Here is a 15,978-nt window from a genome sequence, read left to right on the forward strand (position 1 = left end):
GTAATAAGTAATAAGTAATACTGAATAGTGAGGCTTCTCAAAAGCTATTCAGTAAAAATTAGCCTTAGTACTCTGTGATACTGAATATAAGTCAGACAGAATAGGGGGTAAAGGAGGGTCAGAATATGGAAAATTTAACTGAAATGCTGAAAGGTTCGCTGGAAGGATGTGTTCTGGAAATCATTAGCCGCCGTGAAACTTATGGCTATGAGATTACCCGCCACCTGAATGAGCTTGGGTTTACTGAAGTCGTGGAAGGAACGGTCTATACCATCCTTGTGCGATTAGAGAAGAAAAAACTTGTGAATATTGAAAAGAAACCGTCAGACATGGGGCCGCCTCGCAAGTTTTATTCACTAAATGAGGATGGCCGTCAGGAGCTTGAATTATTTTGGAGAAAATGGGATTTTGTATCATCAAAAATTAACGTCTTGAAGTCAAACTAGCCTCATAAGATTAAATATTCGGCCGATATTTTGGGAGTTTCTTGTTCTGCTTTATAAAAAAGGAGGAAAAATAATATGTTGGAAATGTTCAAAAAATTAATTGGTGATAAAAAAGAGTACAAAATGATGATGGCACGGGTTGGAGCTCTGCCAGAGGACTATCAGTTTGTGTTTAAGAAAATTCAAAACTACATGTGGAATTTCTCAGCTGGTAACGGGATGGATATGCTACACATACAGTATGAACTAATCGATTTGTTTGAAGCCGGTGCGGCGGAAGGCAGACAAGTGCTAGAAATCACTGGGGAGGACGTGGCATCCTTTGCTGACGAACTAGTGGCAAACGCTAAAACTTATGTTTCCAAGTATCGTGAAGATTTGAATGAAAGTATCATGAAGCAATTGAGAAAAAAATAAATGCAACAGGTAATACCGACTGATTAGCTGGTTACAAATGTGAATTGACGCCATTGCTATTCAGTTATATTTTTAAATCAGTACTAAGTAATACAGATTATCAGTAATACTAAATAGAGGGTGTAGGCAGTCTATCTTTACAAAACATTTTTTAAGGAGGAAAAAAGCATGACCAATACAGCGATTTCTGTAAAAGGATTAAAAAAATCCTTTAAAGATAAGGAAGTGTTAAAAGGGGTAGATTTTGAAGTGCAGCGTGGCTCCATTTTCGCACTGCTGGGCTCAAATGGAGCGGGCAAGACGACGATAGTCAATATCCTCTCGACGCTGATGAAGCAAGATGGCGGCGAAGTAGGTATTTGTGGTTTTGACGTTCAGCGTCAACCGGATCATGTTCGTCAAAGTATCAGTCTGACAGGGCAGTTTGCAGCTTTAGACGGAATGCTCACGGGGAGAGAAAACTTGATAATGATTGCCAATTTGCGTGGAGTTTCTAGTCCTGCTCAAGTCGCTGATAATTTGCTTGCAAGATTTAGCCTGACTGATGCAGCCAACCAGAGGGCAGACCAGTATTCAGGTGGGATGAAGCGCCGGCTTGACATCGCGATGAGTTTGATCGGAACGCCAGCAGTCATTTTTCTCGATGAACCGACGACAGGGCTTGACCCTGAAGCGCGTATTGAAGTGTGGGATACAGTCAAGGAACTTGCCGGCGGCGGCACGACTATCTTGCTCACGACCCAGTACCTCGAGGAAGCCGAACAACTGGCGGACCGTATCGCTATCTTGCATGGCGGGAAAATTATCACGACTGGTACTCTTACAGAACTTAAAGAGATGTTCCCGCCAACAAAAGTGGAGTATATCGAGAAGCAGCCGACATTGGAAGAAATTTTCCTTGCGATCATTGGCAAAAAGGAGGAGATGTAAATGAAGAGCAAAACAGGGGTATTATTAGGGCGTTTAATGCGCAACATTATGCGCAGTCCGGATACAATTATTACGGTAGCGATTACGCCGATTATGATGATGCTGTTGTTTGTCTACGTATTTGGCGGCGCCATAAAGACAGGAACGGATAACTACGTCAATTATTTATTGCCGGGAATCTTGCTGATGGCTATCGCATCCGGTGTCGCTTACACTTCCGTACGGTTGTTTACGGATGTAAAGAGCGGGCTGATGGCACGTTTCATTACTATGCCTATCAAGCGTTCGTCGGTATTATGGGCTCACGTATTAACATCACTTGTTGCTAATGTGCTTACTATCGTGGTGGTTATCCTTGTTGCGCTCTTAATGGGCTTCCGTTCCAGTGCTAATATTCTGGATTGGCTCGCGGTAGCTGGAATACTCGGGATGTTTACGCTGGCGCTGACATGGTTGGCTATCATTCCTGGGTTGACAGCGAAGTCTATGGAAGGGGCGACAGCCTACTCGTACCCACTAATTTTTCTGCCCTTTATTAGTTCGGCCTTTGTTCCTACCGAAACTATGCCAAAAATTGTTCGTGCGTTCGCTGAAAACCAGCCTGTGACTTCAATCGTGAATGCGATTCGTGCCCTCTTATATGAAGGGACTGTTGGCAACGATATTTGGATTGCACTTGCTTGGTGTGTGGGCATTATGGTTATCGCTTACTTCTTCGCCGGCAAAGCATTTAAACGTCAGTTAGGGTAACACCACCAGTTCGGTGCACAATGGCAACTAAATCTTCTGGAATAATATATATATATATGGGAAAATGGATTTAAATCACATTAATCTTAGTTATTGCTATAATTGTTAGTATTCTTACTGGTTATGCAGTTGGTACGTAAGTAGGCTCAGACGTTGAGAAAAAGCAGACTGAGAGAGTTAAAAGGGAAGAGATAATATTTTGACCTCAATTCTAATTGCCATATAATAAATGCAATTTTTATACATGAAAAGCCCACCTATTTCCGTAGGTGGGCTATATCTTTACTACACAATTCGAAAGGATACTCTCTTTTTCTGAATATGTAATTATCCATATTTAGAAAAAACTACACTTAATAAATATTACATATAGTAAATGGAAACTTATGGTGTAATTCTTTTAACAGGCTTAACATGATAACCATTATATAAGGTGCGTAGGCTCCTTTGAAAAAGTTCTTCTTTTCTGAAAAATGAATATTAATTCGTTATATGTAATAAAAATTCATGATAATAATTTTATGTTTTCTAAATTTATTCCTTTACATCAATGTGTATTATTTATTACAACAGCTTTCATGTCAAAGATAAGATGTGAAAGCAAAGGGAAATATAAGTATCTTTATAACGAGTTCCTAATATAATCAATGTGTTAACGAAAGGAACTCTGTATTATGTTTGCTTTTCTATTAACTAATACAGCTTCAAAAAATAGACACAATTGTTACATACCAATTGTAATTTATTATCTATTCATAATTCTGTTTATTCTGTCTTTCTAAAAATAAAAAAATATTAGACTCGCAAATATAAACGTTATAATGAGGGCGTCGAGAGGTAACCGATTACCTACGAAGAAAATATCAAACATTTTAAAATTGGACAGACTGAAACGATTAATTACAGAAAGGTGTGTGACCAGAAGGGGAATTTCTTCAAAATAGTTTAGTAGCAGCGGACATCGTATTAGCTGGTGTAAACAATATCATCAATGGAAGTATAGGGTTGGAGGATAAATGCCTCGCACATTAAGAGAGACAGCTTTAGGTGGAATCGTTTACAATATGGCGCATCTAGTAAGCGGTTCATTTTTTAAGAATGGTCTATATTCTTAAGCCTAAAAAGAGACGTAAGAATAGGATACAAGGGGGATTTATTATATGAATGGGAATACTGCAAAAAAAATAGAATTTCAAGCTGAAAATAATGCAGTGAAAAATGAGAACTATCTAGATCCTAAAAAGTGGCATAAACAAGATACTACTTGGGCATTGAGCCTTTTTGGAACAGCAATTGGAGCAGGAGTACTCTTTTTACCTATTAATGCAGGTTCAGGTGGTTTATTATCATTACTGTTAATTACGATACTTGCATTTCCTGTTATGTATTACTCACATAGGGCGCTTGCTAAAATGATATACGCTTCTAATTCTGCTGATCAGGGGATTACAGGTACAATTAGAGAGTATTTCGGAAATAAGGCAAGTATCATTTTTAACATAGTATATTTCGGCTCAATTTATACAATCGTACTGATGTATTCGGTTGCGCTTACAAATACTGCAAGTAGTTTTATCGTGCATCAATTGCACATGCCGGAGCCTCCAAGGGCCATTTTATCGCTTGTATTAGTGCTTGGTCTTATCGCTATACTAAATTTTGGTCAAGATATTACTGTAAAGATCATGAGTATGCTAGTGTATCCTTTCATAGCTTCTTTACTTTTTATCGCAATATCTTTGATCCCGCAGTGGAATACGTCAATGCTTAGTTTTTCAAGTGTTTCTACTGCTTCAACAGGAACAGGATATTTTGGAACGATATTGATGATACTACCAATCATCGTATTCTCATTTAATCATTCACCTATGATTTCATCATTCGTTGTGAAACAGAGGGCTACGTATGGAATAGAAGCTACTGATGCCAAATGTGCACAAATACAAAAGGTTTGTTATATCATGACATTCGTGGTTGTTATGTTCTTCGTCTGGAGCAGTACATTGAGTTTGACTCCAGAGGATCTTAAAATGGCAAAAGAGCAGAACTTATCGATCCTTTCATATCTTGCTAATGAGCTTAATTCGCCTGTAATCACTATTGCAGCTCCTATCATTGCTTTTGTGGCTATTACAAAGTCTTTCCTTGGCCATTATATAGGGGCATATGAGGTAATGCGTGACGTAATTATCAAGTTTGGAAAAACACGCGGAAAAGCTATCGAAGAAAAAACAGTTAAGACAATGATTCTTTCTTTTGTCGTATTAACATGCTGGTATGTTGCTTATGCAAATCCAAGTATTCTTGGAATCATTGATTCCCTTAGCGGTCCGTTAGTTGCAGCTATCTTATGTCTATTACCAATGTATGCGATTCGTAAAGTACCAGTACTAGCTAAATACAGAGGAAAAATGAGCAATGTGTTTGTCATTGTTGTAGGTATACTTACTGTCCTAGCAAGTATTAAGTCATTATTCTAATTCGTTATTGTTAGTTCAAGTGCTAAAATAGTGGGATATGAATAAAGAATGAAAGAGATTATGGATAAGATAAATCCACATTCGAATTTTAAACAAGTAATTTAATGAGGGTTAAACTCTAATATAAAAAGACATGAACAAAGATTAGTTCATGTCTTTTTTGTGTTGGCGTTATTACTAGAAGAGCGTTTAAAGTAGCGGTAGTAAATAAAATGTTTTTACTAGGTATTTGAATAGAAGTAACTGGCATCTAGTCAAACTCAATATTATTTTGGGTTTAACTGGTCACTGCTTATGGGCAGTATAAACATAATCTCTCTTTTAAACCTTCTAACACTTCTTCAGGCACTTCCTTGATTTTGATATCTTTACCTAGGAAAAGTAGCCAATTTGTTATTTCTGTTAATTCATCGAGATTGTTAACATTGATAAAAGTCTTTAGAATGGCTGTGGATTGGTAAGGATTAGTATAGGAAATAGAAATTTTTATAGGATGGTATTTTTTGAACTGGGCAATCGCTTTTGGACCAAGTTCAAGTACAAGGTTGATTGCCTCGTCCTTCTTACTTAGTTTTTCTAAAATTTTTTTCTTACTTAATCTCTTTTTCGTCGTATAGGGTTCGACATTGATGAGATGATCGACAGGGAGCATCTTCTTTTTTTCTTCTTTTATGTCAAAGGCTTCAATTATCCAATGGCTTTTTTCTTGATAAAGGTGTAGTAGATAAATTGGATAAGACTTGATTTCTTCCTCTTCTTTTACGGTAATCAATAAATGACTATCCAAAAGAAGGATTTGGATGAGTTTTTCTAACATAGGATGGGGGAGGTCAGAAAGCTCAAGTAGGTCAGGATTATGAGGGTTAGTTCCTTCAAAAAGCAAGATTTGATTTAAAAGAACAAGGTCATCCTGCTGGATTTCTGAGATGAGTCCTAGTAGTTTTTCGGCTAAAGACTGACGACTCTTTAGATAGGGAAGTTGTTGATTTCTGGTGGCCATAAAGGCAATAAAAAGAGCTTTGACCTCATTATCAGTAAAGCGAACAACGGGTAGGATAGAGTTATGCATGACAAAATAGCCTCCATCCCTTCCAACTTCAGCGACGAGCGGCATCCCCATGGCTTCAATTTCTCTAATGTCTCTAATAGCTGTCGATCGTGAGATGTTAAATTCTCGTATGATTTCAGAAATTGTAAAGTGGGAGCGGTTGTTAATGTACCGCATGATCGTATTAATCCGTTCAACTTTTTTCATGTTGGTCTCCTAAACAGTATCATTTTTTGACATGATTTAAAGATATTATAAACTCATCAAGTGAAAAGATAAATCGTTTGATTAATTTAAAAGTGAGGAAGGTTTTAAATATGAAAAATTATACAATAGAAGAAAAAGATAGCTTTATCGTGTTAGGTATTGGAACTGAACTTAAGAGTCACTATACAGACTTTGCGGGCATAAACAAGGAAAAGGCAGACTTTTGGCTGTCCGTCGAACAAGATGGAAGGTTGGACACTTTAAAAGCTTTAGCTACAAATGATTACATTTTTTCTGTGAGTGAAGCGGTGAATAACAAGATGATGTATTACGCTGGTGTCATGACAGAGGCAACGATACAAGAAGAATCTAGAGTTATCCAGTTTCCGAGGGGAGAATACCTAGTAGTTAAAGGGGAAGGCAATACAGCTGAGGAGCTAAGTAATAAGCTTACTGGTATTGCATTTGGTCAAGCATTAGCAGAAGTAAAAGATTTTTCCTATGTTGGTGGGCCAAATACAACAGTTGAGATGGGGCAGCGAAACGGCTTAGTATTTGGTGAAATATGGATTCCAGTTGTTAGGAAGTAAAGTGTTAAAAGGAGAGATGGAATTGTCCAATATAGTTGATTTTAAAAACGTAACTACAGCTGGCATGGAGTCTTCACCTGTAGCAGAAGCACTTGCTGGTTTACGTGCCCATGAAGCACGTTACTTTATGAATAAATACAAGCATGAATTTACGGTTGTACCAGCTAGTGAAAGCGAGAAGACTCTTGATTATGTGAACCGCATTTTGAAAGAAGAACGTGATATTGAGTTTGCGGCAAAACCTTTAGAAACATCGTGTTTTCAAGTGGAAAATATTAAATTTGCCTATGTCTTCTATGAGGATGGTCTTGCAGTCAACGTCATGTATACGTTGGATAACCCAAAGAAGCGGGCCGTTGGATTTAAGCTTTCTGAGGGAATGGAGATACCAACGGAGTTAGTAGAGAAGTTTAAGTTTGCTAGACAGAAGTCTAAACTTGCTGGAACAATTCGAGGTTCGTTTTTTGTAATAAAAGGAGAATATAGTGTAAGTTGAAGAATCATTCATTTGTTATATTGAGTTATTTTTTAAAAGGCGCGATTAAGGCTAACAATCTTAAATTGTTAGCCTTTTTTTACATAAGTATAATATTCATAGTCTGCTACACACTACGTTCAGATAAAATAGAACGAAAGGAAATTACTGTAGGGTGGTGGTGGCGTGAGCAAAAAAAGGCTATTTGAGTTATTCTTAGTAACTTTTGCTTTACTATTCCTTCATGTAAGCACATTTACTAATGAAAAATTGAATGATAAATTTGGTAACTTTACCTTCTTTGTTGTATTTCTCATGTTTTATATCAACGTTGCATTTATAGAACGGTATTTTGATGATATACAAAAGTGGATTCGAAATATCACATTTCTTCTTGCCTTGTTAGTAGTAACTTTAATATCACTATGGATAGGTTACTTTTAAAGCCTTATGATTAAGGAAATTTTGTTTTGTTATCTTTCCTTAACAACAAACAAGACGCCAACCAGATCATGGTAGCGCCTACTATAATATAATCTCTTTTCTAGATATGCCTTTATCAAGCATCAAAAAACTTAATACCACTTAGTACAAAAGCATCAGAACTTGGGCTATAACCAACTAACTTTCTTGTTCCTTCAATATCAATTCGTTTAAACCTGTTGTTAGATACACCATGTAAAATTGAAAATGGAGGTAAGTTCTTTGCCGTCATCGACTTTAAGAGAAGGTCCATAAAATCTTCTGGGCTTAAGTATGCACTCATATCTCTAGCTGTTAGTGGTTTACCATATGGATTATAATCATCATATGCACCTATACGAATAGCAAGACTTTGTAACCCTTCTTCATAAGCAAAATAAGAAGCAACAGCCTCTGCAAAACACTTACTTACCCCGTACATATTTTTGGGCCTCGTGGGTGAATAAGCATGTGGTTGATAATCCAAAGGATAGCCTTCAATTGTTTGAGCACTGGAAGCAACTATCACTTTGGATACATTATTATCACTAGCAGCTCTAAAAATATTATAGGTTCCCTTTATATGATTTTCTAATAAGGAGCCATAAAAATCAGCATTTGGTGAAGGATTACCTGCCAAGTGTATAACTATATCTATACCTTTCGTAAATTCTTGACAAGCAGCTAAATCAGAAACATCTAAATATATGATTTCGTGATTTGTATCTTTAAAAGTTTCTAAAGCAGATAAGTTAATATCTGCTAGCCGTAACTGGTAATTCCCTTGCTTATCTAGGAATCTTGTAACATCTTGGCCAATCTTACCTGCAGCACCTGTAACTAAAATTTTTTGCATTTCACTTCATCCTTCCATAAAAAATACATCCCTTGTCAAGGGTCATATAATAGAGCATGCACTTATTGTATGTTGGTAATGGCATTAAATAAAACGAAGAAATATAATGGAGACATGAATAAAATTCATGAGGAGGACCATAGTGACTTTAACAAAATATGAAATATTTAACAAAGTGGCAGAACTCAATAGTTTTACAAAAGCTGCAGAAGTGTTAGGTTTCACCCAATCTGCTGTAAGTCATGCAATTAGCAGTTTGGAAAAAGAGTTTTCCTTTCCTTTATTTATTCGTAATCACTCTACTTTAACATTGACCAAAAATGCAGAGGAGCTTTTAATTACCGTTCGGAAAATTTTATACTATAACAACATGCTGAAGCAGGAAGTAGCCGCTATCAATGGGTTCCAAAAAGGAACAGTAAGAGTGGGGGTTTTTTCGAGTATTTCTAAAAACTGGATTCCTGGTATTCTTAAAAAAATGGAGGGAAAGTTTCCAAATATTGAAATCGAATTACTGGAAGGAAACTATGCTGAAGTTGAGAATTGGTTACAAAACGGGAGATTAGATTGTGGATTTATTAATAATGATACTTACTTTGAATCCTTTGAAAAATCCTTTGAAATCGTACAATTGAAGAGGGATCGACTTTTATGTGTTGTATCTAACCAATCCCCATTATGTAAGGAAAACCAAGTATCAATGCAACAAATAGAAAATGTACCTTTTATTATGCCAACATATCAGTGTTATGATGATATTCAAAAAATATTTAGGGAGAATAAAGTTAGCCCCAATATTCGATTCGAAAATATGAATGAATACTCAGTGATCTCCATGGTGGAGAATAATCTAGGAATTAGTATATTGCCAGAAATGATTATACCGACATCAAAAATTTCTTTTGCAGCAATTCCACTTGAAAGTGATAGCTATCGAACTATTGGATTAGCTATAAGAAAACCAACCTCACTCGCGACTAAGAAATTTTCTGAGATTACTAAAAGGTGGGTATCATTTGAATCAATTTAATTTTGCCAAAATCTGAGTTATTTAAACTGATATGGTTCTTCTTGAACGGAGCAGATTAATTCAATAAGCAATGAGAAAAAGTTATATATTATGTGTCGATGTAGAACTATAATATACAAAAATCAGGAGGTGATTATATAGTAATATATAAATTGTACGACAGAACACCCTAATAACTTTGACTAATTACTAAACCTATATGAATCTTTATGATGGAATTCACTTAAATTAACAAGTAATGATTTGGAACGAATGTGCAATCAAAGTTGATACGCCATACACATTTGATGAAAAATAATTAGTGGGTATGGGACGTGTTATTTCAGATGGTGTAATTACTGGAGTAGTTTGGGGAATATGCGTTCTATCAATCTATCTGTCCGAAGGAATCGCCGCCATGTACAAATCGCGCTGGGCAATTGAATCATTTTTCCGCTGGATTTAGCTGAATTTGAACGTTCCCGTATTGTTTGGCACAATATCCAATGCGTTGTTCAATCAGTTATTCACAGCTATAATTGCCTATGCTTTGCTGAAATTTCTTCGTGCACAAGGCCAAAAGACAAAATAAACGTTTGTCATTTGCAGGTTTCACACGCCTGTTTCTTTGTGAAGCCTTGTCAATTGAGTGGCAAATTAGTTTGAAAGAAACACTTGAATTCTACAGGTCGATAAATCAAGAAACTGTATTACTTTGGTTAATCAACATACGTGTTAATTTATAGTATAATGATTGCTTGAAATAATGCGGTGGAAAACAGGGAAAAGAGGGAACCGATGCCTACTATACTAGTTGCTGACGACGATGCGAACATTCGCGAACTCGTCTGTTTATTTCTACGCAACGACGGATTCGCAACAGCTGAAGCAGCGGACGGCAAGGAAGCACTGGCCGTCTACATCTCAACGAATGTCGATCTTGTCGTACTTGACATTATGATGCCGATTATGGATGGTTGGACGTTAAGCAAGGAGCTCCGAAGAGCCAATCCTGATCTACCTTTACTTATGCTGACTGCGAGAGGAGAAACATGGGAGAAAGTGAAAGGTTTCGAACTTGGGACGGACGATTATTTAACCAAACCATTCGATCCGTTAGAGTTGACGGTTCGTGTTAGGGCACTACTCAAACGATACAAGATTGGCTCCACGCAGACGATCCATTTAGGGAACGTCATCCTTGATCGACAGACCTATAAAGTGATGAAAGGGACGGAGTCGCTTACGTTGCCGCTAAAGGAGTTCGAATTGCTGTATAAGCTCGCTGGAACACCCGGACAAGTCTATACGCGCGTACAGTTGATCGATCAGATTTGGGGTATCGATTACGCCGGAGATGATCGAACGGTAGACGTACATATTAAACGGCTGCGTGAACGGTTCGCGACAACACCCGATTTTCGGATCGAAACGGTGCGCGGGCTTGGGTATCGGCTTGAGGTTTATGAATGATCAGATCCTTATATATACGTGTTGTCCTGACATTTTTAGTCTCCATCATCGGGGGCACGATCATTTCTTTTTTGGTGTCAACTTGGATATTCGAAGATAAATTGAACGAAAATGCTCAAATCAACTTACGTAACTTTGGCCAAGACATCGTCCGGATTTACAAGACCTTTCCGTTACGTGAAGCGGACTTGTTCGTAAGTGAAATGAAGCAGCTCGATTCTTATTATATTCGAATCTACGAAGCAACGGGTCAGTTCAAGTCTTACGGTAAACTTCACGGACACAAACCTGCGCCTGTGACGATGGAGCAACTAAAGAAAGTATTAGATGGAGGTGTTGTTCAGGACACTCCTAATGGTATTGCCACGGTCCTCTTAGGGTTGCCGTTGAAAACGGAAATGGGAACGAAAGCGATATTTTTGGAAGCGCTCGCCCCTCCTTCAGCCTCTTTTGTCACAAAGTGGGCATTGGTCTTTGCAACATGTTCGTTGATTGCAGGAAGCTTATTGATTCTAGTTGCCTCTGTATTCCTGGTAAGACCGATAAAAAAGCTGACAAAAGCGACCAAGCGGATAGCATCTGGAGATTTCAACGTCAAGTTGAATATTAAGCAAACGAGTGAGCTGGGTACTTTGGCTCGCAGCTTCGAAGAAATGATGCACGATCTGCAGCAACTTGAGCAGATGCGCAGGGAATTCGTAACGAACGTGTCGCACGAGGTTCAGTCTCCGCTCACTTCGATATCCGGTTATGCTCTAGTGCTTAAGCAAGTTGACCTTTCAGAATACGAACGAAGCCGTTATCTTGATATTATCATCGCTGAAGCGAAAAGGATGTCCAAAATGAGCGATAACCTGCTAAAGCTGAGTTTTCTTGAATCGCAGTCAAAGCAACTGCGGCTCGTCACACTCAGCCTCGATGAACAAATCCGACGGATAATCGTGGCGCTCCAGCCACAATGGTCTGCTCGCGATATACATTTCGAGCTTGATTTACAGACAGTTAAAGTAACGGCTGATCATGACCTGTTAAATCAGGTATGGACGAATATCCTCAGAAATAGCATCAAATTTTCCGAGGATGCCGGCGTGATTAACGTAAGCATCAAACAAGATATCAAAAACGTGACAATCCTAATATCCGACACTGGTATTGGTATTCACCTTGACGACCAGAAGCGTATATTCGATCGTTTTTTTAAGGCCGATCGTTCCCACAGTCGTAAGTATGACGGAAGTGGTATGGGACTCGCTATCGTTAAACAGATCGTGTCGCTTCATCAAGGTGACATCCGAGTGAAAAGTGAACTTGGTCAAGGAACGACCTTCATTGTCACCTTGCCAATCACTACACCAACAGATTAGTTAGATTCATTCTCTATGCTACGACTCATATGCAAGCTTACTTGCATATAGAGCCGTAGCATTTTTTTTGGCAGTTCATATTCAGTTCATATTGTCGTCATGGTGAGTACATCTTCATTGGTTAAGTTTTCATTACAGGCACATGAAGGAAGGCAAACAGATCAGGACAGGAGAAGATGAAAGTGACACAACAAGAGGAAAAGAAAACGCTGAGGGGAATGAAAATAAAGAAAGTGCGAAACATCTTACTTAAAATCATAGGAGCAATCGTTCTAGTCATTGTACTTTTTTTAGGTATTGTTTATATCGTAAATGTGATGAGTAGTCATTCGGAGCAAAAACGAATAGTGCCCTACGGGCAGCACGTATCTGTAGACGGGAAAAACATGAATGTGTTAATTCAAGGCGAGGGCGAGGAAACGATCGTGCTCCTGCCTGGTTATGGAACAGCTACTCCAGGGCTTGATTTTAAGCTTCTTATCGATGAATTATCTCCATTTTACAAAGTTGTTGCGGTAGAGCCTTTCGGTTATGGATTAAGTGATGAAACTGTAAAAGAGCGAACCACGGAGAATATGGTAAGTGAAGTTCATGAAGCTCTACAGCAGCTTAATATTAACAGATACATGCTCATGGGCCACTCCATTACAGGCATTTATGGAATTGATTATGTGAACAAATATCCAAACGAGGTGACTGCATTTGTCGGAATCGATAGCAGTGTTGCAACACAACCGGGTATGGATATCAATTTCCCATTAAAAACGTTTGCATATCTCAAAAAATCAGGTCTCTTAAGATTGGCTATGAAAATCAGTGCTGACCCCTATGCTGGACTGGCATTTGATGAAAAAACCGTAGAGCAAATGAAAATGATTTCGAATAAAAACATGTATAATGACACAACCTTGAATGAGATGGATCATATTTCGTCTAATTTTAAAGGGGCTCAAGGTTTAATCTTCCCTAAATATCTTCCACTTCTTCTCTTTGTACAAGCGAATAATGAAGATGTAGCAGGATGGATACCTCTGCATGAAGGGCAGATCAAAGACTCGGTACATGGAAAAGTAGTAACCATGGATGGATCACATTATTTACACCATACCAAATTCAAAGAAATCGCTGAAAACGTTAGACTATTTATGAAAGAAGTAAAGTAAGTGTTCAGAGAAAGGTTCATTCGTTATTTTATGCATTTGTCTACAGTCTGCAAGACCATCATTTCGATGGTCTTTTTTATGTCCAAACAGTTGTATATTTCCAAACCAAGATTATACTTTCGCCTGAAAGACATTGGGTTTCATTTTCATATTAACTAACGAGGCAGGTGTGCGGCCGATCCTAGGTCGTATCATATAACGGGTGGGATTCCCGTCGAGTAAGAACTAGCCATTCGCTCGTAGCGAGTCTTGGAGGGCTAAAGGTAACTTTAGTCTTTAAGCGTAGACAGTTAGGTGGCGGATTTGCTTTACTGATCGTTCTATTCATCCTGTTAATCATTATAGGATGTAGTTGTTGGGGCGGCGGTAGCGGCGGATTCGGTTACTAAAAAAAGGGGCACTCATAAGAGTGTCTTTTTTCTCAATATAAGAACTCTAAGAATATGATATTATTTTAATGCAAATTCCCTTTTGTGCAATGAGATAGTAATGCCTAACAAAAAACCCACCTATTTCCGTAGGTGGGCCTTATCTTTATTACACAATATCAAAGTATACTCTCTTTTTCTCGTGAATTTTATGTAATTATACATATTTGTAAAAATTACATAAAATAAATATTACATGTAGTAAAATATAAATTGTGGACACGTTCTATAAAGCTGATTCTCCGATTAGAAGGCGTAACACATCTCAACCATATAGGTGTGGTGTGGCGTTGCTTTAATCTAGCCAAACAAACGATCTCGATTCTCTTGTATTTGTACACTAACAATCTGTTGAAAATAAATGATTCTGTTTTATAGGACGTGTTTACTTAATGTCCAATACATATTATTAAATTAAAGTGGTTCAAGTCGGAGGAAGGCACCTTAGGGTGTCTTTTCTTTATGGGGTCTCACCACATCGGTATCTGACTTATTTTTTATGTTTATCATGCAATTTTTTGTTGTTGCATTTATTGAGGAAATCTTTTTTCGTGGATTTATGCTCAAAATGTTGTTTTCAAAGGGGATAAAAAAATCAGTTTTGATTTCAAGTTTTTTGTTTGGTATCACCCATTTATTACAACTAATTGGTGGGCAGTCTATTAAAGATACCATTTTACAAATCATATATGCATTTTTAGTTGGACTTGTCTGTCCTTACTTATCGTAAATAAGCAATCAATTATTATCACCATTACTTTCCACGCTTTTAATAATTTCTTTAATTTTATGGGGAATGTTCAAGCCTCGTCGCTTTTTGCATATATTATTATTGCAATTTTATTCTTCTACACCATATATTTATGGAAACGTGCTAATAAAAAAGAGTGTATTCGACAGGAAATAAATATAGCAGTTTGAGTTGTGATATTACCTTTTCAGTATAGAGGGCAGCCTGGTACCACAATATTACCTTTAAAGGGGCTTGCTGCATGCTCATCAACTTAAGAGATTAATTATTCCCCTAAAATGAAAAAATACGGTATTCTTTCTGTAGAATCATAGGAAAGGATGGCGTTTTTTTCATTCTAGGGGGCATTTCTTTTTTATTAGCTTGATAGCGATGTGGCGGTATCCCATTAATAGAAAACTACTGCAAGAGTTATAGTTTTATGTTTTCATTTCCCTTTTGGCATTTATCTTTTAATCAGATGAATGCTTTTTTTAGTACATAATAAAAAAATAACCAGAAAAACTGTCACAAAATCCGTTTTTCTGGTTTCTCTATAATACAGGCATCAAATTGAAAGTGAGGTTTAAACTAACATGTTAACCATAGAAAATGAAGAAAGTCATGCTTCTGATATACCTTTTGAAGATTTATTTAAGCAGTACTATGCTTATGCTGTGAAACAGATTATATGGATTGTTAAAGATCAATCTATCGCTGAAGAGTTAGCACAAGAAGTGTTTTTACAATTATATCGTAGCGACTGGAAAGTAATTGAAAACATACCTGGATGGTTGATTAAATCTTCTACTATTTATACGCGTTGTTACTATACGCTAAGGAATAGTAATAAAAAGATGATGCCGATAAAACTATATAAAAACCAAAAGAATCCTAAGATGGGGAATGTTTTATGAAAATTAAGCATGGTAAACCTCCTTGGGTATATAAAGGATTATAATACATCGTTGGTCTATTTAGAATACTAACCATGAATTGGAGGGCATTAGGCATGGTTAAACTAATAGAAATGATACATTAAACGTATTTAATGAGTCTGCTAGGTATAAAGATAATTGATAATCATACAATGATATGGAAGGGCCTTTTCTAACGTGTTAGTTACCTCAACGTATATGTATCTCTTGGC

Annotated in this window: 14 protein-coding genes and 4 pseudogenes; 16 read left to right on the forward strand and 2 right to left on the reverse strand. The window is 37.2% G+C overall.

Features of this window, described 5'->3' with window-relative positions:
• Positions 1 to 125: 125 nt before the first annotated feature.
• The 5 genes from DN408_RS13335 to DN408_RS13355 all read left to right on the forward strand — a co-directional run bounded on the left by DN408_RS13335 (position 126) and on the right by DN408_RS13355 (position 5,023).
• Positions 126 to 446: a PadR family transcriptional regulator gene (locus DN408_RS13335; protein ID WP_002128372.1), complete on the forward strand. Its 321-nt coding sequence runs from the start codon at positions 126 to 128 to the stop codon at positions 444 to 446.
• Positions 447 to 521: 75 nt separating this feature from the next.
• Positions 522 to 863 (forward strand): DUF1048 domain-containing protein, encoded by a 342-nt coding sequence (locus tag DN408_RS13340; protein ID WP_002014108.1) that lies wholly within the window; start codon positions 522 to 524, stop codon positions 861 to 863.
• Between the two features lie 168 nt (positions 864 to 1,031).
• Positions 1,032 to 1,793: an ABC transporter ATP-binding protein gene (locus tag DN408_RS13345; RefSeq protein WP_002167904.1), complete on the forward strand. Its 762-nt coding sequence runs from the start codon at positions 1,032 to 1,034 to the stop codon at positions 1,791 to 1,793.
• Positions 1,794 to 2,543 (forward strand): ABC transporter permease, encoded by a 750-nt coding sequence (locus DN408_RS13350; RefSeq protein ID WP_002014105.1) that lies wholly within the window; start codon positions 1,794 to 1,796, stop codon positions 2,541 to 2,543.
• A gap of 1,160 nt (positions 2,544 to 3,703) precedes the next feature.
• Positions 3,704 to 5,023, forward strand: coding sequence for an aromatic amino acid transport family protein (locus DN408_RS13355; protein ID WP_002128366.1), 1,320 nt, complete (start codon positions 3,704 to 3,706; stop codon positions 5,021 to 5,023).
• A gap of 292 nt (positions 5,024 to 5,315) precedes the next feature.
• On the opposite strand, the gene DN408_RS13360 is transcribed toward DN408_RS13355, so the two are convergent.
• A complete protein-coding gene (locus tag DN408_RS13360) occupies positions 5,316 to 6,278 on the reverse strand; it encodes a helix-turn-helix transcriptional regulator (RefSeq protein WP_002128365.1) in 963 nt (320 codons plus the stop codon).
• Positions 6,279 to 6,388: 110 nt separating this feature from the next.
• On the opposite strand from DN408_RS13360, the gene DN408_RS13365 reads away from it, so the two are divergent.
• The 3 genes from DN408_RS13365 to DN408_RS13380 all read left to right on the forward strand — a co-directional run bounded on the left by DN408_RS13365 (position 6,389) and on the right by DN408_RS13380 (position 7,787).
• Positions 6,389 to 6,868: a GyrI-like domain-containing protein gene (locus DN408_RS13365; RefSeq protein ID WP_078178993.1), complete on the forward strand. Its 480-nt coding sequence runs from the start codon at positions 6,389 to 6,391 to the stop codon at positions 6,866 to 6,868.
• Entirely contained in the window at positions 6,855 to 7,364 is a 510-nt protein-coding gene (locus tag DN408_RS13370) for a phage tail protein (RefSeq protein ID WP_078178994.1), read from the forward strand. The genes DN408_RS13365 and DN408_RS13370 overlap by 14 nt, the downstream gene beginning before the upstream one ends.
• 165 nt (positions 7,365 to 7,529) lie before the next feature.
• On the forward strand, positions 7,530 to 7,787 hold the full coding sequence (locus DN408_RS13380; RefSeq protein WP_002128363.1) for a DUF3963 domain-containing protein: 258 nt from the start codon (positions 7,530 to 7,532) through the stop codon (positions 7,785 to 7,787).
• 115 nt (positions 7,788 to 7,902) lie between these two features.
• Here the strand turns inward: DN408_RS13380 and DN408_RS13385 are convergent, their stop codons facing one another.
• Positions 7,903 to 8,661, reverse strand: a complete 759-nt coding sequence (locus tag DN408_RS13385; protein WP_002128362.1) for an NAD-dependent epimerase/dehydratase family protein — start codon at positions 8,659 to 8,661, stop codon at positions 7,903 to 7,905.
• Between the two features lie 142 nt (positions 8,662 to 8,803).
• Between DN408_RS13385 and DN408_RS13390 the strand changes: the two genes are divergently transcribed.
• The 8 genes and pseudogenes from DN408_RS13390 to DN408_RS13425 all read left to right on the forward strand — a co-directional run.
• Positions 8,804 to 9,691, forward strand: coding sequence for a LysR substrate-binding domain-containing protein (locus tag DN408_RS13390; RefSeq protein ID WP_002128361.1), 888 nt, complete (start codon positions 8,804 to 8,806; stop codon positions 9,689 to 9,691).
• Between the two features lie 147 nt (positions 9,692 to 9,838).
• Positions 9,839 to 10,082: pseudogene (locus tag DN408_RS31990) on the forward strand (GNAT family N-acetyltransferase); the annotation flags it as partial.
• 386 nt (positions 10,083 to 10,468) lie between these two features.
• Positions 10,469 to 11,143 carry a response regulator transcription factor gene (locus tag DN408_RS13400; protein ID WP_001142154.1) on the forward strand — a complete coding sequence of 225 codons (675 nt, stop codon included), beginning with the start codon at positions 10,469 to 10,471 and terminating at the stop codon, positions 11,141 to 11,143.
• Positions 11,140 to 12,507 (forward strand): sensor histidine kinase, encoded by a 1,368-nt coding sequence (locus DN408_RS13405; protein ID WP_002128359.1) that lies wholly within the window; start codon positions 11,140 to 11,142, stop codon positions 12,505 to 12,507. The genes DN408_RS13400 and DN408_RS13405 overlap by 4 nt, the downstream gene beginning before the upstream one ends.
• Before the next feature lie 182 nt (positions 12,508 to 12,689).
• A complete protein-coding gene (locus tag DN408_RS13410; protein WP_002128358.1) occupies positions 12,690 to 13,670 on the forward strand; it encodes an alpha/beta hydrolase in 981 nt (326 codons plus the stop codon).
• 293 nt (positions 13,671 to 13,963) lie between these two features.
• Positions 13,964 to 14,059 (forward strand): annotated as a pseudogene (locus tag DN408_RS13415) (YjcZ family sporulation protein); the annotation flags it as partial.
• A gap of 511 nt (positions 14,060 to 14,570) precedes the next feature.
• Positions 14,571 to 15,019: pseudogene (locus tag DN408_RS13420) on the forward strand (CPBP family intramembrane glutamic endopeptidase); the annotation flags it as partial.
• Positions 15,020 to 15,424: 405 nt separating this feature from the next.
• Positions 15,425 to 15,640, forward strand: a pseudogene (locus tag DN408_RS13425) (hypothetical protein); the annotation flags it as partial.
• Between the last annotated feature and the right edge of the window lie 338 nt (positions 15,641 to 15,978).

The sequence above is a fragment of the Bacillus sp. AR13-1 genome (genome assembly GCF_008042285.1).
GTDB classification, from domain to species: domain Bacteria; phylum Bacillota; class Bacilli; order Bacillales; family Bacillaceae_G; genus Bacillus_A; species Bacillus_A mycoides.

Excerpts from the sequence above, each read along its gene's own strand:
- DN408_RS13335 (WP_002128372.1), top strand. The coding sequence starts at position 126 with ATGGAAAATTTAACTGAAATGCTGAAAGGTTCGCTGGAAGGATGTGTT.
- DN408_RS13340 (WP_002014108.1), top strand. The coding sequence starts at position 522 with ATGTTGGAAATGTTCAAAAAATTAATTGGTGATAAAAAAGAGTACAAA.
- DN408_RS13345 (WP_002167904.1), top strand. The coding sequence starts at position 1,032 with ATGACCAATACAGCGATTTCTGTAAAAGGATTAAAAAAATCCTTTAAA.
- DN408_RS13350 (WP_002014105.1), top strand. The coding sequence starts at position 1,794 with ATGAAGAGCAAAACAGGGGTATTATTAGGGCGTTTAATGCGCAACATT.
- DN408_RS13355 (WP_002128366.1), top strand. The coding sequence starts at position 3,704 with ATGAATGGGAATACTGCAAAAAAAATAGAATTTCAAGCTGAAAATAAT.
- DN408_RS13360 (WP_002128365.1), bottom strand. The coding sequence starts at position 6,278 with ATGAAAAAAGTTGAACGGATTAATACGATCATGCGGTACATTAACAAC.
- DN408_RS13365 (WP_078178993.1), top strand. The coding sequence starts at position 6,389 with ATGAAAAATTATACAATAGAAGAAAAAGATAGCTTTATCGTGTTAGGT.
- DN408_RS13385 (WP_002128362.1), bottom strand. The coding sequence starts at position 8,661 with ATGCAAAAAATTTTAGTTACAGGTGCTGCAGGTAAGATTGGCCAAGAT.
- DN408_RS13400 (WP_001142154.1), top strand. The coding sequence starts at position 10,469 with ATGCCTACTATACTAGTTGCTGACGACGATGCGAACATTCGCGAACTC.
- DN408_RS13405 (WP_002128359.1), top strand. The coding sequence starts at position 11,140 with ATGATCAGATCCTTATATATACGTGTTGTCCTGACATTTTTAGTCTCC.